We start from the raw sequence: 22,889 nt of genomic DNA on the forward strand, positions 1-22,889 counted from the left end.
GCGACAAACCGCTCCAGCTCCCCATTCAGCGCCAGCACCGCACCGAGATCCACACCACGATCACATCACAAGATCAACAACCCCTAACAAAGCCCTATTCAACGCACCGAAGGCCACCTTGGGTGCGCTCAACGCACCGAAGGCCACATTGGGGCGCTGGGGGGTCAGCGGGTCAGGAGCTCATCCGCGGTGCGGGTGTTGAGGATGCGCTCCGGCCCGATCCCCGCCTTGATCGCGCGCTCGCAGCCGTAGCCGAGCCAGTCCAGCTGCCCCGGCGCGTGCGCGTCGCTGTCGATCGTGAAGTCGCAGCCGATTTCCGCCGCCAGGCGCAGCAACCGCATCGGCGGGTCCAGCCGCTCCGGCCGGGAGTTGATCTCCACCGCGACGCCGTTCTCCCGGCAGGCCGTGAACACCTTTTCGGCGTCGAACTCCGACTCCGGGCGCCCGCGGCCGACCACCAGCCGGCCCGTGCAGTGCCCCAGCACCCGCACGTGCGGGTTCCGGACCGCCGCCACCATCCGGCGGGTCATGTCCCGAGCGGGCATCCGGAGCTTCGAATGCACGCTCGCCACCACGAAGTCCAGCTCCCCCAGCAGCTCCTCTTCCTGGTCGAGGGAACCGTCGTCGAGGATGTCGACCTCGATCCCCTGCAGCAGGCGGAACGGCGCCATCAGCTCGTTGGCCTTCGCCACGATCAGCATCTGCGTCCGCAGCCGGTCCGCGGACAGCCCGTTCGCGACCGTCAGCCGCGGCGAGTGGTCGGTCAGCACCATCCACTCGTGGCCGACGTCCCGGCCCGCAACCGCCATCTCGCCGATCGAACTGCCGCCGTCCGACCAGTCGGAATGCGTGTGGCAGTCACCGCGCAACACCGAGCGCAGCGGCTCGCCGTCCGGCAGCTTCTTCTCGACGATCTTCCCCCGGTACGCCGGGTCGCGGCCGGCGAGCGCGTCCTCGATGACCCCGGCGGTGGCCTTGCCGATCCCGGGCAGCGACGTCAGCGTGCCGTTCTCCGCCAGTTGCGCCAGCTTCTCGGCGCCGGTCTTTTCGACCGTGGCCGCCGCGTTGCGGAACGCCCGGACGCGGTAGCTCGGCTCGCCCGCGCGTTCGAGCTGGAACGCGATCTCCCGCAACGCCCATGCCGGATCCATGGGACCTGTCTACCCCCTCCGGGGCAGTTGGTGCAGCTCGACGTCCACCAGCGCACCCTCGCGGACGGCCGCCGTCTGGTACGTGCAGTACGGCTGGCGGCGGCGGTCGGTCGGCGAACCCGGGTTGAGCAGCCGCATCCCGGACGGCGTCACCGTGTCCCACGGGATGTGGCTGTGCCCGAAGACCAGCACGTCGGTGTCCGGGAACCGCGCGTCGCACCGCTGCTCGCGGCCCTGCTTGGCGCCCGTCTCGTGGATCACGGCCAGGCGCACGCCGCCGAGCTCCGCCCGCGCGATCTCCGGCAGCCGCGCCCGCAGCGCCGGGCCGTCGTTGTTGCCGTACACGCCGATGAGCCGCTTGCTGCGTGCTTCCAGCTCGTCCAGCAGGGCGACGTCGACCCAGTCGCCCGCGTGCACGACGACGTCGGCGGCCGCCACCTCGGCCCACACCGGCGACGGCAGCTCGCGGGCGCGGGCGGGCAGGTGGGTGTCCGAGATGAGCAGCAGCCTCATCCGATGGCCTTCAGCACCCGCTCGAGGAACCCGGCGATGTGGTCGCGCAGCAGCGCGGCCGCGCCTTCGGCGTCCCCCTTCTTCGCCGCGGCCAGCACCGCCCGGTGCTCGGTCCACTCCTTCTTCCAGCTCGGGTTGGCCTCCCAGCCGACGACGCTGATCAGCGCCGCACGGTCCTTGAGGTCGTCGAGGATGCTGACCAGCAGCGGGTTGCCGCAGCCGCGGTAGAGGGCGCGGTGGAACCGGCGGTTCAGCAGGCTCAGCGCGGCCTGGTCCTTGTCCGCGATCGCCGCCGAGGCCTCCTTCAGCGCCTCCGCCGCGTCTTCCAGCAGCTCGGGGTCGTGCTGCTCGACGGTCCGCCGGACGGCTTCGGGTTCGAGCACCATCCGCACGTCGTAGACGGACTTCGCGAGCTCGGCGTCGACCGTGATCACCGACGCGCCCTTGTACGGGCTGAACGTCACCAGCCCGGAGTTGGACAGCACCTTGAGCGCCTCGCGCACCGGGGTCTTCGACACGCCGAGCCGCCCGGCCAGCTCCGCTTCGACGAGCGGCTGGCCGGGCACCAGCTCCCGGGTCAGGATGCCGCGGCGGATCTCCTCCAGGACCACTTCGGTCCGGGAGGCGGGCAGGCTGAACGTCCCGGTCATGGCGTGCTCCCTAGTTCGCGTCGGCACCCATTCAACCAGGACCCCGGAATCATATATCAGATGCCATACTGGATCTCATGAAGCTGAGTCGTCGAAAGAAGTCCGAGGAGCTCCGCAGCCACCGGTGGTTCGGCGGCGACGAACTGCGCAACTTCAGCCACCGCGCCCGCGGCCGTCAGCTCGGCTACAACCCGGAAGAGCACCTCGGCAAACCCGTCATCGGCATCCTCAACACCTGGTCCGACATCAATCCCTGCCACCTGCACCTGCGCGAACGCGCCGAGCAGGTCAAGCGCGGCGTCTGGCAGGCCGGCGGCTTCCCGCTGGAGTTCCCCGTCGCCACGCTGTCGGAGACCTACCAGAAGCCGACCCCGATGCTCTACCGCAACCTGCTGGCCATGGAGACCGAGGAGATCCTCCGGTCCTACCCGATCGACGGCGCCGTCCTGATGGGCGGCTGCGACAAGACGACGCCGGCCCTGCTGATGGGCGCGGCCAGCGCCGGGCTGCCCGCCATCTTCGTCCCGGCCGGACCGATGCTGCGCGGGCACTGGCGCAACGAGGTCCTCGGCAGCGGCACCGACATGTGGAAGTACTGGGACGACAAGCGCGCCGGGCTGATCGGCGACGCCGAAATGTCCGAACTGGAGCGAGGGCTGGCCCGCTCGCCGGGGCACTGCATGACCATGGGCACGGCGTCGACCATGACCTCGGCCGCCGAGGTGCTCGGCGTGACGCTGCCGGGCGCCGCGTCGATCCCCGCCGTCGACTCGGCGCACCACCGGATGGCCGCCGCCAGCGGCGCGCGGATCGTGGACATGGTCTGGGAAGACCTCACCATCACGCAGGTGCTGGACAAGCGCGCCTACGCCGACGCCATCACCACCGTGCTCGCCCTCGGCGGCTCGACCAACGCCGTGATCCACCTGATCGCGATGGCCGGCCGCAGCGGGATCCCGGTGAACCTGGCCGACTTCGACGCCATCGCGCGGCGCGTGCCCGTGCTGGCCAACCTCCGCCCCGGCGGCGACTGGCTGATGGAGGACTTCTACTACGCCGGCGGGCTGCCCGGGCTGCTGTCGCGGCTGACCGACCTGCTGCACACCGACCGGCTCACCGTCACCGGCCGCACCCTCGGCGAGAACCTCGCACCCGCGCGGGTGCACAACGACGACGTCATCCGCACGCGGGACAACCCGGTCGCCGCCGAGGGCGGGGTCGCGGTGCTGCGCGGGAACCTGGCGCCGTCGGGTGCGGTGATCAAGCACATCGCGGCCGAGAAGCACCTGCTGACGCACACCGGCCCGGCCGTGGTGTTCGAGGACTACGCCGACCTCAAGAAGCGGATCGACGACCCGGCGATCACCGCGGACTCGGTGCTGGTGCTGCGCGGCTCCGGCCCGCTCGGCGGCCCCGGCATGCCCGAATACGGGATGCTGCCCATCCCCGCGCACCTGCTCGAACAGGGCGTCCGGGACATGGTCCGGATCTCCGACGCGCGGATGAGCGGGACCAGCTACGGCGCCTGCGTCCTGCACGTGGCCCCCGAGTCGCACGTCGGCGGCCCGCTGGCCCTGGTCCGCGACGGCGATCCGATCACCTTGGACGTCCCTTCGCGCACCCTGCGGCTCGAGGTGTCCGATGAGGAACTGGCGCGGCGGCGTGCCGGGTGGACGGCGCCCGCGCCCCGCTTCGAACGCGGTTACGGCGCGCTCTACAGCGAACACATCACCCAGGCCGACGAAGGGTGCGACTTCGACTTCCTGGCCAGGTCCGGCCGGAACCCCGAACCCGACGCCCGCTGATCCCCGACCGGGTGATCCCCCGTTAGGGCGAGTCGTACGGCTTGTCCGGGTGCCCCGTACGCTGTTCCCGTCACCGACGCAACCCGGTGCCGCGTCGAAGGGGTGGAGAGTTGCCGTACGAACCGCACTGGCCCGACTCACACGGCGAGCAGACCGACGTCCTGCCGGCCGTCCGGCCGCAGCCGGAACCGGAACCCGCCGCCGCGAAGCGCTCCTTCCGCAAGGCCGGCTTGATCGCGGGCGGGGTGTTCGGCGTACTCGTCGCGATCTACGGGATCGACCTCCTGATCAGCCAGGGCAGCGTGCCGCGCGGGGTGACCGTGGCCGGCGTCGACGTCGGCGGGATGGGTCGCGAAGCGGCCGAGCAGGAACTGCGCGGCAAGATCGAGCCGCGGCTCACGCGCCCGCTCGCCGTCACCGCGGGCGAGCACCAGGGCACGCTGTCGCCGACGCTGGCCGGGCTGAAGCTCGACTGGCCGCAGACCCTCGACCAGGCCGGCGAACAGCCGCTGAACCCCTTCACACGGCTGTCGTCGCTGTTCTCCAGCCGCGAGGTCGGCGTCGTCAGCCACGCTGACCAGGCCAAGCTCGCCGCCGCGCTCGAGACGCTGCGCGGCCAGGTCGACCGCGACCCGGTCGAAGGCACCGTGAAGTTCGAGGGCGTCGAGCCGGTCGCCGTGCCGCCGAAGGCCGGGCAGAAGCTCGACCTGCCGGCCTCGACCGCCGCCGTCGTCGAGAAGTGGGCGAGCGGGGAAACCCTGGCGCTGCCGGTGACGAGCACGCCGGTCCGCACCACGGCCGAAGGCGTCCAGGCGGCGCTCGACGGCTTCGCGCGGCCCGCCGTCTCCGGCCCGCTCGTGGTCAAGGGTGAAGGCAAGAACGCGACCGTGAAGCCGGAGGCGATCGCCGCGGCGATCACGTTCGAACCGGCCGATGGTGGCGGGCTGACGCCGAAGATCGACAACAAGAAGATCGCCGACGCCGCCGGGCCGCAGCTGAAGTCCACCGAGAAGGAGGGCAAGGACGCGACCGTCGTCTTCGAGGGCGGCAAGCCCACGGTCGACCCCTCCACCGACGGCCGGACCATCGACTGGGACCCCAGCCTCAAGCCGCTGCCCGACGTGCTGAAGAAGACCGACGGCCGCGAGGTCCCGGCCATCTACAAGGACAGCCCGGCGAAGGTGACCACCGAGCAGGCGAACCAGCTGGGCATCAAGGAAGTCGTCGGCGAGTTCACGACCCAGAAGTTCGCGGCCGACTCCGGGGCGAACATCCGGACCGTCGCCCAGAAGGTGAACGGCGCCATCGTCAAGCCGGGGGAAACCTTCAGCCTCAACGGCTTCACCGGCCCGCGCGGCACGGCCCAGGGTTACGTCGAGGCGGGCGTGATCAAGGACGGCGCCCCCGGGCGCGAGGTCGGCGGCGGCATCTCGCAGTTCGCGACGACGCTGTACAACGCGGCTTACTTCGCTGGTCTGAAGGACGCGGGCCACAAGGAGCACAGCTACTACATCCCCCGCTACCCCGCCGCGCGCGAGGCCACGGTGTTCCAGAACCCCAACGGCAGCAGCGTCATCGACCTCAAGTTCACCAACGACGCACCGACCGGCATCGCGATCCAGACGATCTGGACGCCGTCGTCGATCACCGTGAAGCTGTGGGGCACCAAGCGCTACACCGTCGAGTCGATCGAAGGCGCCCAGACCAACCAGAGCGACCCGCCGACCAAGCCGGGCCCCGCCGAGAACTGCCACGCCTCCACCGGCGCTCCGGGGTTCACCACCAGCAACACCCGCGTGCTCAAGGACGTCGCCACCGGCCGCGAGGTCGGCCGGTCGACCCGGACCGTCCACTACAACCCGCAGCCGAAAATCGTCTGCGGCCAGGGGCAGTAGCCTCCTAACGGCCGTTCACGCCGGGTATCCGCGGCGGTACCGTGGGTGCCCATGACGGCGCGCGCGGTCGGCTTCCGGGACGTCCTCGCCGTGACCGAGTTCCGGGCGCTGTTCTCGGCCCAGCTCGTCTCGGTCACGGGCGACCAGCTGGCCCGCGTCGCACTGTCGATCCTGGTCTACGACCGCACGAACTCGCCGGGCTGGGCCGCGCTGGCCTACGCGCTGACGTTCCTGCCGGACCTCGTCGGCGGGCCGCTGCTGTCCGGGCTGGCCGACCGGCACCCGCCGCGGACGGTGATGGTCCTGTCGGACGTCCTGCGGGCACTGGCGGTGGCCGTGATGGCGGTACCCGGCCTCCCGCTCCCGGCGGTGGCGGCGCTGCTGGTCGGCGTCCAGCTGTTCAACCCGGTGTGGAACTCGGCGCGGGCGGCACTGCTGCCGCAGGTGCTGCCGGGTGAGACGTTCGTGCCCGGGATGGGCCTGCTGATGATGCTGGTGCAGGCGGGCCAGGTCGCCGGGTTCGCGCTCGGCGGGCTGCTCGTGGCGGCCGCCGGCACCGGTGGGGCCCTGCTGGCGGACGCGGCGAGCTTCGCGGTGTCGGCGCTGTTCCTGGCCACCGGCGTGCGGCCGTGGCCGCCGCGGGAAACCTCCGGCGTCCGGTGGTGGCGGCACGTCCGGGCGGGCTGGACGGTGGTGGCCGGCGACCGGCAGCGGCTCGCACTGGTGGCGCTGGGGTGCGTGTCCGGGGTCTACATCGCGGGCGAGGCGATCGCCGCGCCGTACGCCGCCGAACTCGGCGGGGGCGCGGCGGTGGTCGGGCTGCTGCTCGGGGCGTTCGCACTGGGGAACGTGCTCGGCATGGCGGCGCTGTCGCGGATCCCGCCCGCGCGGCGGGCGCGGCTGCTGGGGCCGCTGGCGGTGCTGGCGTGCGCGGCGCTGCTGGGCTGTGCGCTGCAACCGGACCTGGTGGCCACTTTGGCGTTGTTCACGCTGTCCGGAGTGGCCAGTTCGTACAACTTGATCGCGAACACGACGTTCGTGCAGCTGACGCCGGACACCCAGCGCGCCCAGGCGTTCGGGTTCGCGCTGACGGCGTTGCGGGTGTCGCAGGGCCTCGGCGTGGTGCTGGCGGGACTGGCCGCCGAACGCGTGGCCCCGCACGGCGTGGTCGCCGGCGCGGGGGCGATCGGCGTGGTGGCGGCGTTCGGCGCGGCCCGGCTGTGGCGGCGGGCGCAGCCGGAACCCCGGTGACCGGCGCGGACGCCGGTCACCGGGCACTGGTCAGGACCGCGTCCAGTCGGTGGGGCACTGCGGCAGCGCTGGTGCGACGCCGGGGCGGGTCCAATCGGTCGGCAGCTCGCGGACGGTCCAGTCGGTGGGCAGTTCGCGGGCGGTCCAGTCGGTCGGCAGCTGCCGCGGGGTCCAGTCGGTCGGGATCGCGCGGGTCCAGTCGGTGGGGAGCTGCCGGGTCCAGTCGGTCGGCCGCTGCGCGCGCCGGCGGGACGGGACGATGTTGCTGCCGGTCAGGAAGTGCGACATGATTTCTCCTGGTTGTGAGGGAAGTTGCACGGTGCGTGACCGGACCGTAGCCTGACCGGCCTAGTGACACACCGCGTTCATTCGATTACAGTGACGATTCCGCGAAGAGTTCCGTCCTGAACAGAAGGGCGTTTCGTGGGATTGTCCGGGTCCCCAGGGCGAAAGCCCAGCTCAGAACGTCCACGATCAGGTATCCGAACGTGGGCGATGTGGAAGCTGACCACTCCGGTGCTCGGCTACGTCCTCATCGTCGACGCACTGGCGCTGATCGCGGTCGTCTCGACGGCCGCGCTGGTGCCGATCACCACCCCATCGCTGCTCTGGTGTGGACTGATCCTCGCCGGTGAGATCGTGCACCTCGAAGCGGCGCAACGCATCGAGCGCATCCGCGAGCTGGCCGCCGACGGCCGTCCGCACATGCACCTGCAGTCGATCTGGATCTTCGCCGGGCTGCTCCTGCTGCCTCCGCCGTTGGCCACGCTCGTCATCGTCGTCAGCTATGCCCATTCGTGGGTCCGTGTCTACAAGCGACGGGGCGTGATTCACCGGAAAGTGTTCTCCGGCGCCACGGTGATCCTGGCGTGCGCCGCCGCGGGTGCGGTGCTGTGGGCGGGCACCGGGCACGTCGCGCCGTACGTGCCGTACCTGGACGGGCTCGGCGGGATGACCGCGCTGCTGACGTCCGGGATCGTCTACTTCGGCCTGAACTACGTGCTCGTCATCGTCGCGATCCTGCTGAGCAACCCGGGAAAGCCGCCGCGGCAGGCGTTCGGCAACCCGTCCGACGTGCTGATCGTGCTCGCCGCGGTCGGCGTCGGCTGCGGCATCGCCCTGGTGATGACGGTCCGGCCGTGGCTGCTGCCGGTGCTCATGGTGACGCCGGTGGCGCTCCACATCGGCCTGTTGCTCCCCCAGTTCCAGGCGGCCGCGCGCACGGACTCCAAGACGGCGCTGCTCGCGCCCGAGTTCTGGGTCCAGCTGGCCCGCCACGAGCTGGCCCGCGCGGCGGAGCTGTCCTCGACCGCGGGCGTCCTGATGATCGACATCGACCACTTCAAGGCCATCGACGACGGCAACGGCCACCTCGCGGGCGACGAGGTCCTGCGCGCGGTGGCGGGGGCGATCCAGGCCTCGGTGCGCGGCGGCGACTACGTGGGCCGCTTCGGCGGCGACGAGTTCGTCGTGCTGCTCCCGGGCACCACGAGTACGGAGATCGCGTCGGTCGCCGACCGCATCCGCACGGCGATCGCCCGGATCGAGGTGCCGGTCCCGGTGATCCGCCCGGGCAAGCCCGAGGTGATCAGCGGCCTGACCGCCTCGATCGGCGCGGCGGTGTACCCGGAAACGGCCACGGAGTACACAATCCTCCTGCAGGCCGCGGACGACGCGGTGTTCGAGGCGAAGGCGGGCGGCCGCGACCGAGTGGTCCTGGCGACCACCCGCACCGAGCTCACCCGCCCCGAAATCCCCGACACCCTCTGACCCACCCCCAGCGCCCCAATGTGGCCTTCGGTGCGCTCAACGCACCCAATGTGGCCTTCGGTGCGCTCAACGCACCCAAGGCCACATTGGGGCGCTCGGGTCAGGGCAACGTGGCCAGCGACTCCTCGAGCGTGGCATCGGAGAGTTCGTCGTCCACCATGGTGCCCGCGAGGTAGGCGCCGTAGGCGGGCAGGTCGAGGTGGGCGTGGCCGCACAGCGCCGTGAGGATCACCTTCTCCTCGCCGGTTTCCTTGCACCGCAGCGCTTCCTGGATGCACGCCGCGAGCGCGTGCGTCGGCTCGGGTGCCGGGATGATGCCTTCGGACCGGGCGAACTGCACGCCCGCCGCGAAGCACTCCTGCTGCCCGATCGCCAGCGCCTCGATCAGGCCGAGCTCGTGGATGTGCGAAATCAGCGGTGACATCCCGTGGTAGCGCAGGCCGCCCGCGTGGATCGGGTCCGGGATGAAGTCGTGGCCGAGCGTGTGCATCTTGAGCAGCGGCGTGAGCCCGGCCGTGTCACCGAAGTCGTAGGCGTACTTGCCGCGCGTCAGCGACGGGCACGCGGCCGGCTCGACCGCGCGGATCACCGGGTCCATCCGGCCGGCCAGTTTCTCCCGCAGGAACGGGAACGCCAGCCCGCCGAAGTTGGAACCGCCGCCGGTGCAGCCGACCAGGAGGTCCGGCGTGTCGCCGGCCAGCTCGAACTGCTTCAGTGCTTCCTCGCCGATCACCGTCTGGTGCAGCAGCACGTGGTTGAGCACGCTGCCCAGCGCGTACCGCGTGTCCGGGGCCTGCGCCGCCTGCTCGACGGCTTCGCTGATCGCGATGCCGAGGCTGCCGGTGGAGTCCGGGTGCTGCTTGAGGATCGCGCGACCGGATTCGGTCAGCTCGGACGGGCTCGGGTGCACCGTCGCGCCGAACGTCTCCATCATCAGCTTGCGGTAGGGCTTCTGGTCGTAGGACGCACGCACCTGCCAGACCTCGCACTGGAGGCCGTACTGGGCGCAGGCGAAGGCGAGCGCGCTCCCCCACTGGCCGGCGCCGGTCTCCGTGGTCAGCCGCTTGACGCCTTCGGCCGCGTTGTAGAACGCCTGCGGCACAGCGGTGTTCGGCTTGTGGGAGCCGACCGGGCTGACGCCCTCGTACTTGTAGTAGATCCGTGCGGGGGTGCCCAGCACCTTCTCCAGCCGTCGCGCCCGGAACAACGGCGACGGGCGCCAGAGCCGGTAGACCTCCCGGACCTCTTCCGGGATGTCGACATAGCGATCAGTCGTCACTTCCTGGGCGATGAGCGCCTGCGGGAACAGCGGGGCGAGGTCGTCCGGGCCCACGGGTTCGCGCGTGCCGGGGTGCAGCGGCGGTGGCGGGGGCTCCGGCAGGTCGGGGATGACGTTGTACCACCGGGTGGGGAGCTCACTTTCGTCCAGGACGTATTTGGTCTGCTCAGCCATCACGCCTCCTTGGTCGGCTCCTCAACTTAGGACGCTCCCGGCCGCGGAACCAGTACGGTGTTCGGGTGACGAACCCGATTCCGGCCGACCTCCCGATGTGGCACCCCCCGTCCGGCCGCGGGCCGGGCCTGGTGCTGGTCCAGGAAATCTTCGGCCTGGACGACTACCTGCGCTCGGTCGCGTCGGACCTGGCCGCCGCGGGGTACGTGGTGGCGGTCCCGGAGCTGTTCCGGCGGACGGCCCCGAGCTGGTCGTCGACGCACGACGAAGCGGGTGTCGCGGCTTCGATGGAGGTGGCGGCTTCCTTCGACCCGGTCTTGGGGCTGGCCGACGTCCTGGCCACGGTCGCACACCTGCGTTCACTGCCGTCGGTGACGGGCGGCGTGGGAGTCCTCGGCTTCTGCCTGGGCGGATCGCTGGCGTTCGCGGCGGCGGCCGAGGGCGACCCCGACGTGGCGGTGTCGTTCTACGGCTCGACGGTGGCAGCGCAGATCGACGGGCTCGCCCGGGTCGCCTGCCCGATCCAGTTCCACTTCGGCGGCCAGGACCCGTTCATCCCGCGGTCCGACGTGGCCGTGGTGGAGGCGGCGGTGGCGGCCCACCCGGGGGCCGAGATCCACGTCCAGGAAGAGGCCGGGCACGCGTTCCACAACCACGTGGCGCCGATGTTCCACCACCCCGCAGCGGCGGCCCGGGCGTGGGAACTGACCACGCAGTTCCTGCGGCGGACCCTGCCGTCGTGAAAGCGGTGCTCCTGCGCGGTACCGGCGGGCGCCCCGGCGTGCTCGTCGAGGTGGCCTTCCTGGTGGCGTGGTTCCTGCTCTTCGCGCGGCTCGACGCCGCCGTGGGCAGGGACTTCGCGGCCGCCGAGGCGAATGCGCTCGCGCTGCAGACCGCGGAACACCTGGCGCACCTCGACGTCGAGCTGAGCGTGAACGGGTGGCTGGCGGGCAATCCGGTCCTCGGCCACCTGGCGATGTACCAGTACCGGCTGTACTACGTGGTGGTCGCCGGCGTGCTGCTGTGGGTGTTCGTCCGGCACGCCGGCGTCTACCGGCAGGCCCGCCGGACGATGGTCGCGATGATGGCCCTCGTCCTGCCGGTCTACTGGGCGGTGCCGATGTCGCCGCCGCGGTTCGCCCTGCCGGGCGCCGTCGACATCGTGGCCCGGTACGACTTCCTGCGCCTGGAGAGCTGGATCAAGCCCACCCACCACACGGCAATGCCGAGCATGCACGTCGGCTGGTCGCTGTGGTGCGCGTACGCGGTGTGGATCGCGCTCCGGGACACGCATCCACGCCTGGCGCTGTCGGCATGGTTGTTCCCGCTGGCGATGATGGCGAACGTGCTCTCCACGGGGAACCACTACGTCCTGGACATCGCGGGAAGCGTTGCGCTGGTGGGCGTTTCGATCATCGTGGCGTCGTGGTGGGGCCGCCTTGTGCCATCGGCCCCGTGGGGTGATCGAGACCGGTGGACAGCAGGTCGAACACCCGCCCGATGAGCGCGGTCAGCACCGGCAGGTCGGTCGGTTGCGCTAGGAATCCTGCCTCGGGCCGGGCGGCTCCACCGGCCGGGGCGGCCCGGACTGCTGGCGCGGCCAAGGCGGATCCGCTCTGAGCTGCACCAAGGCGGGGTCACGGGCGCCCGCCCACCAGCCGGCCGCGACGATTGCCGGCAAGCAGATCGCGGCGAGGATCAGCCCGAGCCGGACGGCCGGGGCGTGCTCCTGCGGGTGGCCCACCGTCCAGCCCAGGGCGGGCACGACGGACGCGAGCGCGGTCAGGACGGCGGCGGCGACCACCACCAGCATGCGCGATCGGGGCAGCCACTGTTGCGCCAGGACGAGCGCGGTTCCGATGCCGAGCAGGCACAGGGAGCTCACCAGCCAAAGCCCGGTCGAATTCCCCGCGTTGGAGCCGAAGAACGCCACCGCGCCGGTGATCGGGAGGGCCAGGAAGCCGAACACGGCGATGGGAACCGCGGCGGTGAGCCCGCGTCCGTGCCGGACGCGCACCCGGGCGGCCGCCACCGCCGTGCCGATCAGCAGCGCGAGCAGGGCGAGCAGCCCGGCCGTCATGACGTCGTCCCCGATCACCCGGCCGAACGCGGTGAGCGGCGCCGGCCGGATGTCCAGCCCGGTTTCGGGGACCACGACCGGGACCCGGCGCCAGGCACCGTCGGCACCGCGGACCAGCAGCCCTTCCACCCCGTTGGCCACGATCACCTCGTGTCCACCCGGGACGGCGCGGACGGCGACCTCCACACTGGCCACTTTGGACGGATTGACCACCCCGGCCGGGAACGGGTGCTGGCGCATGACGAATTCCCACCGGGCGACGGGCAGCTCCCAGGCGGTGTGCCAGGTCCGGCCGGCATCGGTCGTCTCGTCGACGCCGGGCTGGCGGCCACCGCTCGGCAGCGTCCCGCTCATATCGAGATCAGCGGTGCCACGCACCCGGTAGCAGTGTGCGGCCACGTCGGGCACGCAGACTTCGGTCTGCCGCTTCGGCCGCATCGCCGACGGGTCCATCTGCGGCGGTACCGGCGACAGGAACCGCCAGCCGTCGACGCCCGAGGCGGAGCTGTAGATCCCGTCGGCCGCCTCGATCACCACCTGCGACCCCTCGCTCCGCACGGATTCGACCGCCGGAGTCGTGTCCGCGGGCGCCGACGTCGCGGTGATCGCCAGCACGGCGAACGGCGTCGCGACGATCACGCGCACCCGGAACACCAGGCCGTCCGGCAACGGCGGGGCCGCCGCCACCCGGCGCCAGACCCACCAGGACAGCCCCAGCGCGGGCAGCGCGACCAGGTCGCTCGGATCGGCCAGGACCACCGAAGGCCCGTTGACCACCGACCACGTCGCCGAAGCGACGTCCGCGCCCACGGCGGTCAGCTTGACCCACGCGAATCCGGCGCCGGTCACCAGCACCGCGGCCGCGGCCCCGATCCGGCCGGCGAGGCACAGGCCGAGCAGCAACCCGAGCACCGGCGGCGCCGCGACCAGCCCGGCCACGTCGCTGAGCTTGCCGGTGACGAGCCCCGGCCACGCCGGTTTGAGCACGTGGTCGTTGAGCAGCAACACCACCGCGGCGCCGATGATCAGCGGATGCGCCGCCCAGCGCAGGAAAACCCCAGTTCGCACCTGATACAGACTGCAGTGCGGTGATCACGGACGTGACACGGCCCGGCGCCGGATCGGGTCAGCGGGTGGTGGCGTAGAGCGTCGTCCAGATGATGTCGGTGAGAACGGCCACGACGTCGTCGTCGCGGGCCGGGTCGGCGCCGCGGACGAGGGCACGCACCTCGTCGGCGACGCGCACCCTGATCCGGGCCGCAATCGCCAAGGGAGGCGCCATGCCGGCAGCGGTGCTGTGGTCCGTGTTCGGACTCTCGCTTCTCCTCGTCCTGACCACCGTCGTGATCACCGCGCTGTACGTGGGCCTCAAGTGCCAGACCCCGCGTTCGCACTGTTTTCGCTGTACGGCTGCACGTTGGCGATGATGGTGCTCGGCGGGGTGTGCGGCTTGCTGCTCACCGCGGTTCTCGGGGACCGGTTACCGGCCGGGATGACGGTCGTCGTCGTCGCGGTCGTCCTGCTCGCGGTCCCCGTGCTCGGCGGCGCCGCAGTCGCCTACCTGAGGTGGCCGACTCGCCGTGACGACCGTCGAGGAGGCCGGTGACCCCGGTCCCGTCGAGCGGACGCTCAGCTGGTCCCGGCGGCGCGTCAGGTACGCGACCTCGGCCGTGTTGCCCGCCAGCTCGATGGCCTTGCCGTACGCCTCGCGTGCCTCCTCGCCGCGCGACAGCCGCCTCAGCAGGTCGGCGCGGGTCGCGTGGTACGCGTGGTAGCCGGCCAGCCGGCCCTCGAGCCGGTCGACGGCCGCCAGTGCCACCTCCGGGCCGTCGAGCTCCGCGACCGCGATCGCCCGGTTGAGGGCGACGACCGGCGAGGCGTCGACGCGGATCAGCTGGTCGTAGAGGGCGACGACCTGTGACCAGTCGGTGTCGCGGATGTCGCGTGCGGACGTGTGCACGGCGTTGATCGCCGCGAGGATCTGGTAGCGGCCCGGCGGCACCCCGGCGGCGAGGCGCTCGCGCACCAGCCGGTGCCCTTCGGCGATCAGCGCCGTGTCCCACGCTCCGCGGTCCTGCTCGTCGAGCGTGACCAGCTCGCCCGCCGCCACCCGGGCCGGGCGGCGGGCCTCGGTGAGCAGCATCAGCGCCAGCAGCCCGGTCACCTCGCCGTCGTCCGGGAGGAGGGCGTGGAGCAGGCGGGTGAGCCGGATCGCCTCGGCGGTCAGGTCGTGCCGGATCGGGCCGGCGCCGGACCCGGTCGCCAGGTAACCCTCGTTGAAGACGAGGAAAAGGACGGTGAGCACCCCGGAAACGCGTGCCGGGAGGTCTTCGGCGGACGGCACGCGGTACGGGATGCGCGCCGCCTTGATCTTGGCCTTCGCGCGGGTGATCCGCTGCTCCAACGCGGACTCCCGCACCAGGAAGGCTCGGGCGATCTCGGGCACGGTCAGGCCGCCGACCATGCGCAGCGTCAAGGCCACGCGGGCGGGCGTCGCCAGCGCCGGGTGGCAGCACGTGAAGATCAGCCGGAGCCGGTCGTCGTCGATGGCGCCGGGCGGCTCGGACGGGGTGTCGTCGGACACCGCCCAGGCCTCCTTGTGCTTGTCGTCGCGCTTGTTCTCGCGCCGGATCCGGTCGATGGCCTTGCGCTGGGCGGTGGTGGTCAGCCAGGCACCGGGGTTCGGGGGCACGCCGTCGGACGGCCACCGCTCGACGGCGGTCGCGAACGCCTCGGCGGCCGCGTCCTCGGCGAGGCCGAGGTCACCGAAACGCCTGGTCAGGACGGCCACGACCCGGGCCCACCCGTCGCGGTGGGCCCGGGTCACCGCCTCTTCGACGTCACTCACCGGAACGGCCGCACCTCGATCTTGCGGGCGCAGACCTTCGACGCCTCGGTGGCGAGCTCGAGCGCCACGTCGAGGTCGGGGACGTCCCACACCCAGATGCCGGCGAGGTACTCCTTCGACTCCACGAACGGCCCGTCGCTGATCACCGCCTGCTCGCCCCGGTTGTCGACGACCGTGGCCGCGTCGGTGTCGGCGAGCCCGCCCGCGAAGACCCAGTAGCCCTCCGCGATCAGCCGTTCGTTGAACTCGCTGATGGCGGGCTGCCGGTCCGTGCGGCCGGGTTCGATCTTGTCGTCGATCACGGAAACCAGGTACTGCATCGGCAGATCCTCTCCGGTGGTGGGGAACTCCAGGCCGTCGCCGGGTCCGCCGGACCCGGCGACGGCGGCCACACACTACGTCCGGTACCGGAACAGGATCCGTCCCCGGTTCAGGTCGTACGGGCTCAGCTCCACCAGGACCCGGTCGAACGGCAGGATCTTGATGAAGTTCTTCCGGATCTTCCCGCTGATGTGCGCGAGCACCTTGTGCCCGTTCTCCAGCTCCACCCGGAACGTCGCGTTCCGCAGGCACTCGACGACCGTGCCCTCGACTTCGATGCCGGCGGTGTTCGCCATCAGCGCAGCACCAGCTCGACGTTGCCGCCCACCCCGCGGGCTCCGACGCCCTCGAACAACGCGACCGCCGCCGGGTTCGCGTCGTTCACTTCGGCCGATGCCGCCGTGACTCCCTTGTGGTGCAACGCGTCCAGTACGTGGGTCAGCACCGCGCGGCCGATTCCGGACCGCCGCCGGTCCGCGCGGATGGCGAGCAGGCCGATCCGCGGCTGCCGTGGCACCGCCGCCAGGCGGAGGAGGCCCACATAACCGTCCTCGGACGCGGCCACCGTGTACTTCGTGAGGTCCAGCGGAGGGGCCATGACCTCCGCGGGCATCTCCTGCCAGCCGATCGTGGCGTCGACCTCCGCGCGGATCGACGCCGCCAGCTCGCGCAGCAGGTCCGGATCGGACGGCGGCCCGATCGTCACCCCCGGCGGCGGGGGCACCGCGCCCGGCGCCGTCGCGACGAGGTACTCACCCTCTCGGCGCCGGAGCGTGAAACCGGCGGATTCCCAGCGGGACCGCAGCTCGCGGTCGGCGTCGTCGACCACTGTGTACAGCGGCCTGGGCAGCTCGGGCAGCATCGCGGCGGCCAACGGCGCGAAGTCCGCGTCGTGCCAGGTGTCGATGCTGAGGAAGAGCCGCCCGTCCGGGCGCGGGGACGCTTCGGCGCGGCCCACCACGCGGTCGTCGTCGAGTGCGTGCCAGTGCCGCTCCGCGACGCGGGTGATCACCGGCCTGTGGTGCAGGAAGTTCATGGTGTCGCCTTTCGGGAGTACCTGTTCCAGGTGCTCCCGGCGACAGCTAGACCGGCCCGCCCGTGACGACGAGGGGGAGCACCCACAGCGTTGCAGCGTTCACGGGTCTCACCTCCCAAAGCCGGGTCACGGACTGCAGCAAGCTAGCAGACCGCCGCCCGCCCGCTCCACTCCTTTTCCGGCCCCCCGCCGCGCAGACCGGTCAGGAATCGAGAAGCGCCGGTCAGCGGCCCGGACCTAGCGTTACCGGCATGACGAACATCGAAACCATCACCCTCGAAGTTGCCGACACCGCCGCCGCCGAGCGCTTCTACGCCGACGCCTTCGGGCTCACCACCCAGCTGCGGTTCCGGGCCTCGGACGCGCCGAGCGACGGCTTCCGCGGGTTCACCCTCTCCCTCACCGTGCCGCAGCCCGCCGACGTCGACTCCCTGATCGAGACCGCCCTCGCGGCCGGGGCCACGACGATCAAGCCGGCCACGAAGTCCATCTGGGGCTACGGCGGCACCGTCCGGGCGCCGGACGGGACGATCTGGAAGCTCGCGACCTCCGCCAAGAAGAACACCGGCCCGGCCACCCGCGAGATCGACGCCATCGTGCTTCTGCTGGGCGCCGCCGACGTGGCCGCCAGCAAGAAGTTCTACGTCGGCCAGGGCCTGACCGTCGGCAAGAGCTTCGGCAAGATGTACGTCGAGTTCGACGCCGGCGAGAGCCCCGTCAAGCTGGCGCTGTACCGGCGCAAGGCACTCGCGAAGGACGCCGGTGTCGCCCCCGAAGGCAGCGGCTCCCACCGGATCGCCGTCAGCGGCGCGGCCAAGGCGTTCACCGACCCGGACGGGTTCGCCTGGGAAACCACCGCTTCCGCGAGCCTGTCCTGATCAGCCGCACAGCAGGTCGGCAACGGCGGCGATCCCGCTGGCGATCGCGTGGTCCGGGGTGTCGCCGAACCCCAGGATCAGCCGCGGCGGCCGCGAACCCGGCGTCGCGTGCAGCCCGGCCAGGCCGTAGAGCCCGACGCCCCGCTGCCGGGCCTGGTCGATCACCTGCTGCTCGTCGGCCCCGGGCGGCAGGTGGAGGACGGCGTGGAACCCGGCGGCGAGCCCGGTGACGCGGAGGCCGGGCGCGTGAACGGCCAGCGCGTCGACGAGGGTCCGGCGCCGGGCGGCGTACTCGGCGCGGACGCGGCGCAGGTGCCGGTCGTAGCGGCCGGACTCGATGAGGAGCGCCAGTGCCAGCTGGTCGAGACCGGGGCTCCCGCGGTCGGTGACGAGCTTGTCGTGCGCCAGCGCGGGCACGAGTCGTTCAGGGGCGACCAGCCAGCCCAGGCGCAGGGCGGGCGCGAGCGACTTGCTGACCGTGCCGAGCGAAACGACGTGATCGGGGTCGAGGCCCTGCAGGGAGCCGACCGGGTCGCGGTCGTACCGGAATTCCGCGTCGTAATCGTCTTCGATGACGAGGCCGTCGCGCCGGCGCACCCAGGCGAGCAGTTCCTGACGGCGGTGCCCGGCGAGCACCACGCCGGTCGGCCACTGGTGTGCCGGGGTGACCAGCACGGCCCGGGCCCCGCTGCGGTCGAGCGCCTCGACGTCCAAGCCGTCTTCGTCGACCGGGACGGGCACCACGGCCATCCCGGCGGCGGCCGCCTGGCTCGTCGTCGACCGGACGGCGCCGGGGTCTTCGAAGGCCAGGGTGACGCCGTCGGCGGCGAGTGCCCGCAGCACCAGCCCGAGTGCCTGCGCCATCCCGGTGCAGACGACGACCTGCTCCGCCGAGGCTGCGACCGCTCGCACCCGCCGCAGGTACGCCGCGAGCACCTCCCGCAGCTGCCGCTCGCCGATCGGGTCGCCGTAGTCGAACGCGGTGTTCGGCGCGGTGCGGCAGACCTCGCGGATCGCCCACGCCCAGTCCTCGCGCGGGGCCAGGCGGAGGTCGGGGACGCCGTGGCGGAAGTCGGCGATCGCGAGCCGGGACCGGACGGGCTCGCTCGGCCGGGGCGATGTGGCCCGGCGGGCGACCGCCGCCACGCGCGTCGCCGATCCCGGGCGGCTGGTCAGGTAGCCCTCGGATTGCAGCTGGGCGTAGCAGTCTTGGACGAGACCTCGGGACAGGCCCAGTGCGCGGGCGAGCTCGCGGGACGACGGCAGTCGCTCCCCACCGGCCAACCGGCCCTCGCAGATCGCGTCTCGGAGCTGTTGCTCCAGCTGCGCGCGTAGCCCGGCGCCACTGTCGCGGTCGATGGTGAACAACAGCTCCGGACCCGAACCGGCCCACTCCACAGCCATGGAACTGGACCTTACTGGTGACCCGGTTCGCTTCTAGCGTTCTCGCCATGAGCGTTGACCTGCAGCTTCGCCCCCAGCTGGTGTCCCGTGCCCTCCTGGTCCGGTTCGTCTCGATCATCGGCTCGGCGATCGGCTTCTTCCTGCCGCTTTCGGTGGTGCCGCTGTTCGCGAAGCAGGCCGGCTCGGAGACCGGCGCGGGGCTGGCGACGGTCGCGTTGCTGCTGGCCACCGTGGCCGCCGAGCTGGTGACGCCGCGGCTCGTCGCCCGCGTCGGCTACCGGTGGGCGCTGGCCGTCGGGCTGGTGCTGCTCGGGGTGCCGACGCTCGTCCTGACCTTCAGCGACGACCTCGCCGTGATCGTCGCGGTCAGCGTGGTGCGCGGGATCGGGTACGCCATCGCCGTCGTGGCCGGCGGGGCCGTCACCGCGCTGCTGATCCCGGCGGACCGGCGCGGTGAAGGCCTCGCGCTCGTCGGGATCGTCGGCGGGATCCCGAGCCTGCTCGCCTTGCCGGCCGGTGTGTGGGCGGCGGCGCACTGGGGCTACGCGCCCGTGTTCGTGGTGACGACCGTGGCGACCCTGCTCGCCCTGCTGTCGGTGCCCGGTTTGCCGCGCCACTGCGTGACGGCGAAGGAAGACGGCGTGCTGGCCGGTCTGCGCAACCCGGTGCTGACCCGGCCGGCGACGCTCTTCGCGGTGTCGGCCGCCGCGGTCGGCGTCCTGGTCACGTTCCTCCCGCTCGCCGCCGCGGACCAGCCGGCCTGGGTCGCCGCGAGCGCGTTGCTCGCCCAGCCCGCGGCCGCCACCGCGGCACGCTGGTTCGCCGGGCGGATCGGCGACCGCCACGGACCGGCGTGGCTGCTGGCGCCGGGGCTGCTGCTGTCCGCGGTGGGCATGGCGGGCATCGCCTTCACCGGCACCCCGGCCGCGGTGATCGGCGGGGCATTCGTGTTCGGTGTCGGGTTCGGCGCGCTGCAGAACGCGACGCAGGCGCTGATGTACGCCCGGGCGCCCGCCGGCGGCGAGAGCGCGGTGAGCGCGATCTGGAACGCTGCCTACGACCTCGGTATGGCGGCCGGCGCGCTGGGCGCCGGGCTGCTGATCGGCCCGGCCGGCTACCCGGCGACGTTCGCACTCGCCGCCGTGGTGATCCTGCCCGCGCTCCTGCTGGCGCGGCGGCCCTGACCGGGTTCCGGCAGACTTGCCCGGGTGCCCGAACTGCCCGAAGTGGAACTCGCCCGGCAGGTCCTCGCCGGTGCGCTCGGCCGGAAGATCCGCGAAGTCGACGACCACGACGACTGGGTCTGCCGCCCGCACGCCCCGGGGGACATCGCGAGGGCGTTGCGGGGCGGCCTGCTCACCGAGGCGCACCGGCGAGGCAAGACACTGTGGTGCGAAACGGAAGGCGGCGACGGGCGGCCCGGCCCGAACCTCGGCCTGCACCTCGGGATGGCCGGGCAGCTGCGGTTCGCGGGCGCGAGCGGACCGCCCGGCCCGCAACGATTCCGCGGCCGCGCGGAGAAACCCGAGTGGTTCCGGTTCGGGATCACCTTCGCCGACGGCGAACAACTGAGCCTGTTCGACACACGGCGGCTCAGCCGGGTGCGGCTCGACCCGGATCTCGACGCGCTCGGCCCCGACGCCGGGGAGGTTTCGCGCCGCGACTTCGGTGCGCGCGTCGGCCGCGGGCGGGCACCGCTGAAAGCCCGGCTGCTGGACCAGGCGGTGGTGGCCGGGATCGGCAACCTGCTGGCCGACGAAACCCTCTGGCAGGCCGCGTTGTCCCCGGCGCGGCCGGTGAACGAGCTGGACGGCGACGACCTCGCGAACCTGCACAAGGCGCTGCGGAAGGCGTTGCGCGCGGCGATCCGCCACGGCGGCGTGCACACCGGCGAGATCATCGGCCACCGCCGTCCGGGCGGCCACTGCCCGCGCTGCGGCGCGGAAATGCGGCACGGCACGGTCGGTGGCCGGTCGACCTGGTGGTGCTCGGCGGAACAGGCCTAGCTGTGGTGTCCGGGGAGGTTGTCCCGGGTTGAGGCGGTGACGGCCCCGCGGCGTCGCCGGCAACGGCGTCACGGCGAAGATCTCGTCGGACCGGTGGCACTGTTCGCGGTAGTAGGCGAAGGCCGAGCGGGGTCCAGCCGGACGGGAGGACCGCCGTGGTCAGGGCTTCCTCGCCGAGGCCGTCGAGGATCGCCGGCACGCTCTCGCGCTGGGCCCGCAGGAAGGTCGGCAACGTGCTCTTCTCGGTCACGGCCGCGGACCTTGGCGGGCGGCAGCGCATCCTCGCGGGCGGTTTTTGTCGGGGGTTCCCGGTACCGTCGCGGACATGGCAACACTGGTCACCTTCCACGCCCACCCGGACGACGAGTGCCTCCGCACCGCGGGCGTCATGCGCAAAGCCGTCGAAGAGGGGCACCGGGTCGTGCTCGTCGTCGCCACCAAGGGCGAGGTCGGCGAGGTACCCGACGGATTCCTCGCCGAGGGCGAGAAGCTGGCGGACCGGCGCGTCCAGGAGTCGTACGCGGCGGCGGAGATCCTCGGCGTCGAGCGCGTCGAGTTCCTCGGCTACCGCGACTCGGGGATGATGGGCGAGCCGACGAACGACGACCCCGCGTGCTTCTGGCGCGCCGACGTCGAAAAGGCGGCCGAGCAGCTCGCGGCGATCCTGCGCGAGGAATCGGCCGACGTGCTGACGGTGTACGACGACAACGGCGACTACGGCCACCCGGACCACATCCAGGTCCACCGCGTCGGCCTCCGGGCGGCCGAGCTGGCCGGCACCGCCCGCGTGTTCCAGGCAACGTTCAACCGCGAGTTCATGCAGCGCGGCTTCGAAGCAGCGGTGGCCGAGGGAGTGATCCCACCCGAGGCGGCGCCGAAGCCACCGGAGGACGTGGAGTTCGGCAAGCCGGAGGCCGAGATCACGGCGGCGGTCGACGTGTCCAAGTACGCGGCGGTCAAGCGGGCGGCCATGCGGGCGCACCCCAGCCAGATCAGCGAGGACATGTTCATGCTCGCCATGCCGGACGAAGCATTCACGTTCGCCTTCGGCACGGAGTGGTTCATCCGGTACGGCCAGGGCCCGGGAATAACCGAAACAGACCTCATGGCCGGCCTCTAACCCGCCCTCCCGCGGCGCGAGTGGTCGGCTGGGCCCGTGTTGCCCCTCCAATCACGCGAGTTCGCTCCCCAATCACGCGAGTTCCGCCTCCAATCACGCGAATCCCGGCCCCGATCACGAGAACCGACCCTTCAGGTACGCGAGTCGTCCGTCCAGGTACGCGAGTTCGCCGTTCCGGTACACCGCACTCGCGTGATCGAGCACGGGACTCGCGTGACCAGAGACGGATCTCGCGTGATCGAGCACGGATCTCGTGGGATGGGGCGGGTATCCGGGTTAGGCGAGGGCGGCTGTCACGTCCAGCTCTACCAGCTGGCCCGGGTAGCCCAGCTGGGCTACTCCCAGCAGGGTGCTTGCCGTGGTGAAGGCCTCGGCGATCGGTGAGCTCGTCAAGCGGTTCCACACCGATGACAACACCGCTCGGTCGTCCGTCACCACGTAGATCACCGTGCGGACCACGTCGGACGGGGCGGCTCCCGCGTACTCCAGGGCCGCTGCCGTGTTGGTGACGACCTGGTCCGTCTGGGCCAGGATGTCGCCGGCGACCACCTCGCCGTCCGGGGTCAGGGGGCACTGGCCCGCCAAGTACACCGTCCGGGGTGCGGATGCCACCGTTACGTGGTGGTAGCCCGGTGTTGCGTGCAAGCCGGGCGGGTTCTGCCGTTCAATGGTCACAGCCGCATCATCGCGGCCGCGGCAACCGGATTT

At 71.9% G+C, this 22,889-nt stretch carries 23 protein-coding genes; 10 read left to right on the forward strand and 13 right to left on the reverse strand.

Features of this window, described 5'->3' with window-relative positions; translation table 11 throughout:
- Window positions 1-164: 164 nt before the first annotated feature.
- From ACLJQE_RS39840 to ACLJQE_RS39850, 3 genes are read right to left on the reverse strand one after another with little or no spacing between them, the layout of a single operon-like run.
- A complete protein-coding gene (locus ACLJQE_RS39840) occupies window positions 165-1,151 on the reverse strand; it encodes a PHP domain-containing protein (RefSeq protein ID WP_410644826.1) in 987 nt (328 codons plus the stop codon).
- A 9-nt stretch (window positions 1,152-1,160) separates the two neighbouring features.
- Complete coding sequence (locus tag ACLJQE_RS39845; protein ID WP_410644827.1) at window positions 1,161-1,664, reverse strand: metallophosphoesterase family protein; 504 nt, start codon at window positions 1,662-1,664, stop codon at window positions 1,161-1,163.
- Entirely contained in the window at window positions 1,661-2,314 is a 654-nt protein-coding gene (locus tag ACLJQE_RS39850) for a GntR family transcriptional regulator (protein ID WP_410644828.1), read from the reverse strand. Before ACLJQE_RS39850 ends, ACLJQE_RS39845 begins: the two co-directional genes overlap by 4 nt.
- Before the next feature lie 77 nt (window positions 2,315-2,391).
- Between ACLJQE_RS39850 and araD the strand changes: the two genes are divergently transcribed.
- The 3 genes from araD to ACLJQE_RS39865 all read left to right on the forward strand — a co-directional run bounded on the left by araD (window position 2,392) and on the right by ACLJQE_RS39865 (window position 7,265).
- Window positions 2,392-4,119 carry an L-arabinonate dehydratase gene (gene araD, locus ACLJQE_RS39855; RefSeq protein ID WP_410644829.1) on the forward strand — a complete coding sequence of 576 codons (1,728 nt, stop codon included), beginning with the start codon at window positions 2,392-2,394 and terminating at the stop codon, window positions 4,117-4,119.
- Window positions 4,120-4,229: 110 nt separating this feature from the next.
- Window positions 4,230-6,014 carry a VanW family protein gene (locus ACLJQE_RS39860; RefSeq protein WP_410644830.1) on the forward strand — a complete coding sequence of 595 codons (1,785 nt, stop codon included), beginning with the start codon at window positions 4,230-4,232 and terminating at the stop codon, window positions 6,012-6,014.
- Between the two features lie 51 nt (window positions 6,015-6,065).
- Window positions 6,066-7,265 (forward strand): MFS transporter, encoded by a 1,200-nt coding sequence (locus ACLJQE_RS39865; protein WP_410644831.1) that lies wholly within the window; start codon window positions 6,066-6,068, stop codon window positions 7,263-7,265.
- A gap of 30 nt (window positions 7,266-7,295) precedes the next feature.
- Here the strand turns inward: ACLJQE_RS39865 and ACLJQE_RS39870 are convergent, their stop codons facing one another.
- Window positions 7,296-7,553: a hypothetical protein gene (locus ACLJQE_RS39870; RefSeq protein WP_410644832.1), complete on the reverse strand. Its 258-nt coding sequence runs from the start codon at window positions 7,551-7,553 to the stop codon at window positions 7,296-7,298.
- A 207-nt stretch (window positions 7,554-7,760) separates the two neighbouring features.
- Here ACLJQE_RS39870 and ACLJQE_RS39875 point away from each other — a divergent pair, with 207 nt between their 5' ends.
- Window positions 7,761-9,035 (forward strand): diguanylate cyclase, encoded by a 1,275-nt coding sequence (locus ACLJQE_RS39875; protein ID WP_410644833.1) that lies wholly within the window; start codon window positions 7,761-7,763, stop codon window positions 9,033-9,035.
- A 100-nt stretch (window positions 9,036-9,135) separates the two neighbouring features.
- On the opposite strand, the gene ACLJQE_RS39880 is transcribed toward ACLJQE_RS39875, so the two are convergent.
- A complete protein-coding gene (locus ACLJQE_RS39880) occupies window positions 9,136-10,488 on the reverse strand; it encodes a TrpB-like pyridoxal phosphate-dependent enzyme (RefSeq protein ID WP_410644834.1) in 1,353 nt (450 codons plus the stop codon).
- Between the two features lie 95 nt (window positions 10,489-10,583).
- Here ACLJQE_RS39880 and ACLJQE_RS39885 point away from each other — a divergent pair, with 95 nt between their 5' ends.
- Window positions 10,584-11,231 (forward strand): dienelactone hydrolase family protein, encoded by a 648-nt coding sequence (locus ACLJQE_RS39885; RefSeq protein ID WP_410644989.1) that lies wholly within the window; start codon window positions 10,584-10,586, stop codon window positions 11,229-11,231.
- Complete coding sequence (locus ACLJQE_RS39890; RefSeq protein WP_410644835.1) at window positions 11,228-11,992, forward strand: phosphatase PAP2 family protein; 765 nt, start codon at window positions 11,228-11,230, stop codon at window positions 11,990-11,992. Before ACLJQE_RS39885 ends, ACLJQE_RS39890 begins: the two co-directional genes overlap by 4 nt.
- A gap of 33 nt (window positions 11,993-12,025) precedes the next feature.
- On the opposite strand, the gene ACLJQE_RS39895 is transcribed toward ACLJQE_RS39890, so the two are convergent.
- From ACLJQE_RS39895 to ACLJQE_RS39920, 6 genes are all read right to left on the reverse strand, one after another.
- Entirely contained in the window at window positions 12,026-13,636 is a 1,611-nt protein-coding gene (locus ACLJQE_RS39895) for a hypothetical protein (protein ID WP_410644836.1), read from the reverse strand.
- A gap of 58 nt (window positions 13,637-13,694) precedes the next feature.
- A complete protein-coding gene (locus ACLJQE_RS39900) occupies window positions 13,695-13,850 on the reverse strand; it encodes a hypothetical protein (protein WP_410644837.1) in 156 nt (51 codons plus the stop codon).
- A gap of 198 nt (window positions 13,851-14,048) precedes the next feature.
- Entirely contained in the window at window positions 14,049-15,416 is a 1,368-nt protein-coding gene (locus tag ACLJQE_RS39905; protein WP_410644838.1) for an RNA polymerase sigma factor, read from the reverse strand.
- Window positions 15,413-15,736, reverse strand: coding sequence for a YciI family protein (locus ACLJQE_RS39910; protein WP_410644990.1), 324 nt, complete (start codon window positions 15,734-15,736; stop codon window positions 15,413-15,415). The genes ACLJQE_RS39905 and ACLJQE_RS39910 overlap by 4 nt, the downstream gene beginning before the upstream one ends.
- Window positions 15,737-15,811: 75 nt before the next feature.
- Window positions 15,812-16,033, reverse strand: a complete 222-nt coding sequence (gene infA, locus ACLJQE_RS39915; RefSeq protein ID WP_103337604.1) for a translation initiation factor IF-1 — start codon at window positions 16,031-16,033, stop codon at window positions 15,812-15,814.
- Window positions 16,033-16,773, reverse strand: coding sequence for a GNAT family N-acetyltransferase (locus ACLJQE_RS39920; RefSeq protein WP_410644839.1), 741 nt, complete (start codon window positions 16,771-16,773; stop codon window positions 16,033-16,035). The genes infA and ACLJQE_RS39920 overlap by 1 nt, the downstream gene beginning before the upstream one ends.
- 251 nt (window positions 16,774-17,024) lie before the next feature.
- On the opposite strand from ACLJQE_RS39920, the gene ACLJQE_RS39925 reads away from it, so the two are divergent.
- Complete coding sequence (locus ACLJQE_RS39925) at window positions 17,025-17,651, forward strand: glyoxalase (protein WP_410644840.1); 627 nt, start codon at window positions 17,025-17,027, stop codon at window positions 17,649-17,651.
- On the opposite strand, the gene ACLJQE_RS39930 is transcribed toward ACLJQE_RS39925, so the two are convergent.
- Window positions 17,652-19,055 (reverse strand): PLP-dependent aminotransferase family protein, encoded by a 1,404-nt coding sequence (locus ACLJQE_RS39930; RefSeq protein ID WP_410644841.1) that lies wholly within the window; start codon window positions 19,053-19,055, stop codon window positions 17,652-17,654. It lies immediately after the preceding gene.
- 47 nt (window positions 19,056-19,102) lie between these two features.
- Between ACLJQE_RS39930 and ACLJQE_RS39935 the strand changes: the two genes are divergently transcribed.
- The 3 genes from ACLJQE_RS39935 (at window position 19,103) to ACLJQE_RS39945 (ending at window position 22,181) form a co-directional block, all read left to right on the forward strand.
- Entirely contained in the window at window positions 19,103-20,239 is a 1,137-nt protein-coding gene (locus ACLJQE_RS39935) for an MFS transporter (protein WP_410644842.1), read from the forward strand.
- A gap of 24 nt (window positions 20,240-20,263) precedes the next feature.
- On the forward strand, window positions 20,264-21,061 hold the full coding sequence (locus ACLJQE_RS39940; RefSeq protein ID WP_410644843.1) for an Fpg/Nei family DNA glycosylase: 798 nt from the start codon (window positions 20,264-20,266) through the stop codon (window positions 21,059-21,061).
- Window positions 21,062-21,386: 325 nt separating this feature from the next.
- Entirely contained in the window at window positions 21,387-22,181 is a 795-nt protein-coding gene (locus ACLJQE_RS39945; RefSeq protein ID WP_410644844.1) for a PIG-L family deacetylase, read from the forward strand.
- 276 nt (window positions 22,182-22,457) lie between these two features.
- Here the strand turns inward: ACLJQE_RS39945 and ACLJQE_RS39950 are convergent, their stop codons facing one another.
- Window positions 22,458-22,856 carry a RidA family protein gene (locus tag ACLJQE_RS39950; protein ID WP_410644845.1) on the reverse strand — a complete coding sequence of 133 codons (399 nt, stop codon included), beginning with the start codon at window positions 22,854-22,856 and terminating at the stop codon, window positions 22,458-22,460.
- Window positions 22,857-22,889: the final 33 nt, after the last annotated feature.

Source organism: Amycolatopsis sp. lyj-346 (assembly GCF_046548975.1).
Lineage (GTDB): Bacteria > Actinomycetota > Actinomycetes > Mycobacteriales > Pseudonocardiaceae > Amycolatopsis.

Coding starts and splice junctions, on each gene's coding strand:
- ACLJQE_RS39840 (WP_410644826.1), bottom strand. CDS start 1,151: ATGGATCCGGCATGGGCGTTGCGGGAGATCGCGTTCCAGCTCGAACGC.
- ACLJQE_RS39845 (WP_410644827.1), bottom strand. CDS start 1,664: ATGAGGCTGCTGCTCATCTCGGACACCCACCTGCCCGCCCGCGCCCGC.
- ACLJQE_RS39850 (WP_410644828.1), bottom strand. CDS start 2,314: ATGACCGGGACGTTCAGCCTGCCCGCCTCCCGGACCGAAGTGGTCCTG.
- araD (WP_410644829.1), top strand. CDS start 2,392: ATGAAGCTGAGTCGTCGAAAGAAGTCCGAGGAGCTCCGCAGCCACCGG.
- ACLJQE_RS39865 (WP_410644831.1), top strand. CDS start 6,066: ATGACGGCGCGCGCGGTCGGCTTCCGGGACGTCCTCGCCGTGACCGAG.
- ACLJQE_RS39870 (WP_410644832.1), bottom strand. CDS start 7,553: ATGTCGCACTTCCTGACCGGCAGCAACATCGTCCCGTCCCGCCGGCGC.
- ACLJQE_RS39875 (WP_410644833.1), top strand. CDS start 7,761: ATGTGGAAGCTGACCACTCCGGTGCTCGGCTACGTCCTCATCGTCGAC.
- ACLJQE_RS39880 (WP_410644834.1), bottom strand. CDS start 10,488: ATGGCTGAGCAGACCAAATACGTCCTGGACGAAAGTGAGCTCCCCACC.
- ACLJQE_RS39885 (WP_410644989.1), top strand. CDS start 10,584: ATGTGGCACCCCCCGTCCGGCCGCGGGCCGGGCCTGGTGCTGGTCCAG.
- ACLJQE_RS39900 (WP_410644837.1), bottom strand. CDS start 13,850: ATGGCGCCTCCCTTGGCGATTGCGGCCCGGATCAGGGTGCGCGTCGCC.
- ACLJQE_RS39910 (WP_410644990.1), bottom strand. CDS start 15,736: ATGCAGTACCTGGTTTCCGTGATCGACGACAAGATCGAACCCGGCCGC.
- infA (WP_103337604.1), bottom strand. CDS start 16,033: ATGGCGAACACCGCCGGCATCGAAGTCGAGGGCACGGTCGTCGAGTGC.
- ACLJQE_RS39920 (WP_410644839.1), bottom strand. CDS start 16,773: ATGAACTTCCTGCACCACAGGCCGGTGATCACCCGCGTCGCGGAGCGG.
- ACLJQE_RS39925 (WP_410644840.1), top strand. CDS start 17,025: ATGACGAACATCGAAACCATCACCCTCGAAGTTGCCGACACCGCCGCC.
- ACLJQE_RS39930 (WP_410644841.1), bottom strand. CDS start 19,055: ATGGCTGTGGAGTGGGCCGGTTCGGGTCCGGAGCTGTTGTTCACCATC.
- ACLJQE_RS39935 (WP_410644842.1), top strand. CDS start 19,103: ATGAGCGTTGACCTGCAGCTTCGCCCCCAGCTGGTGTCCCGTGCCCTC.
- ACLJQE_RS39945 (WP_410644844.1), top strand. CDS start 21,387: ATGGCAACACTGGTCACCTTCCACGCCCACCCGGACGACGAGTGCCTC.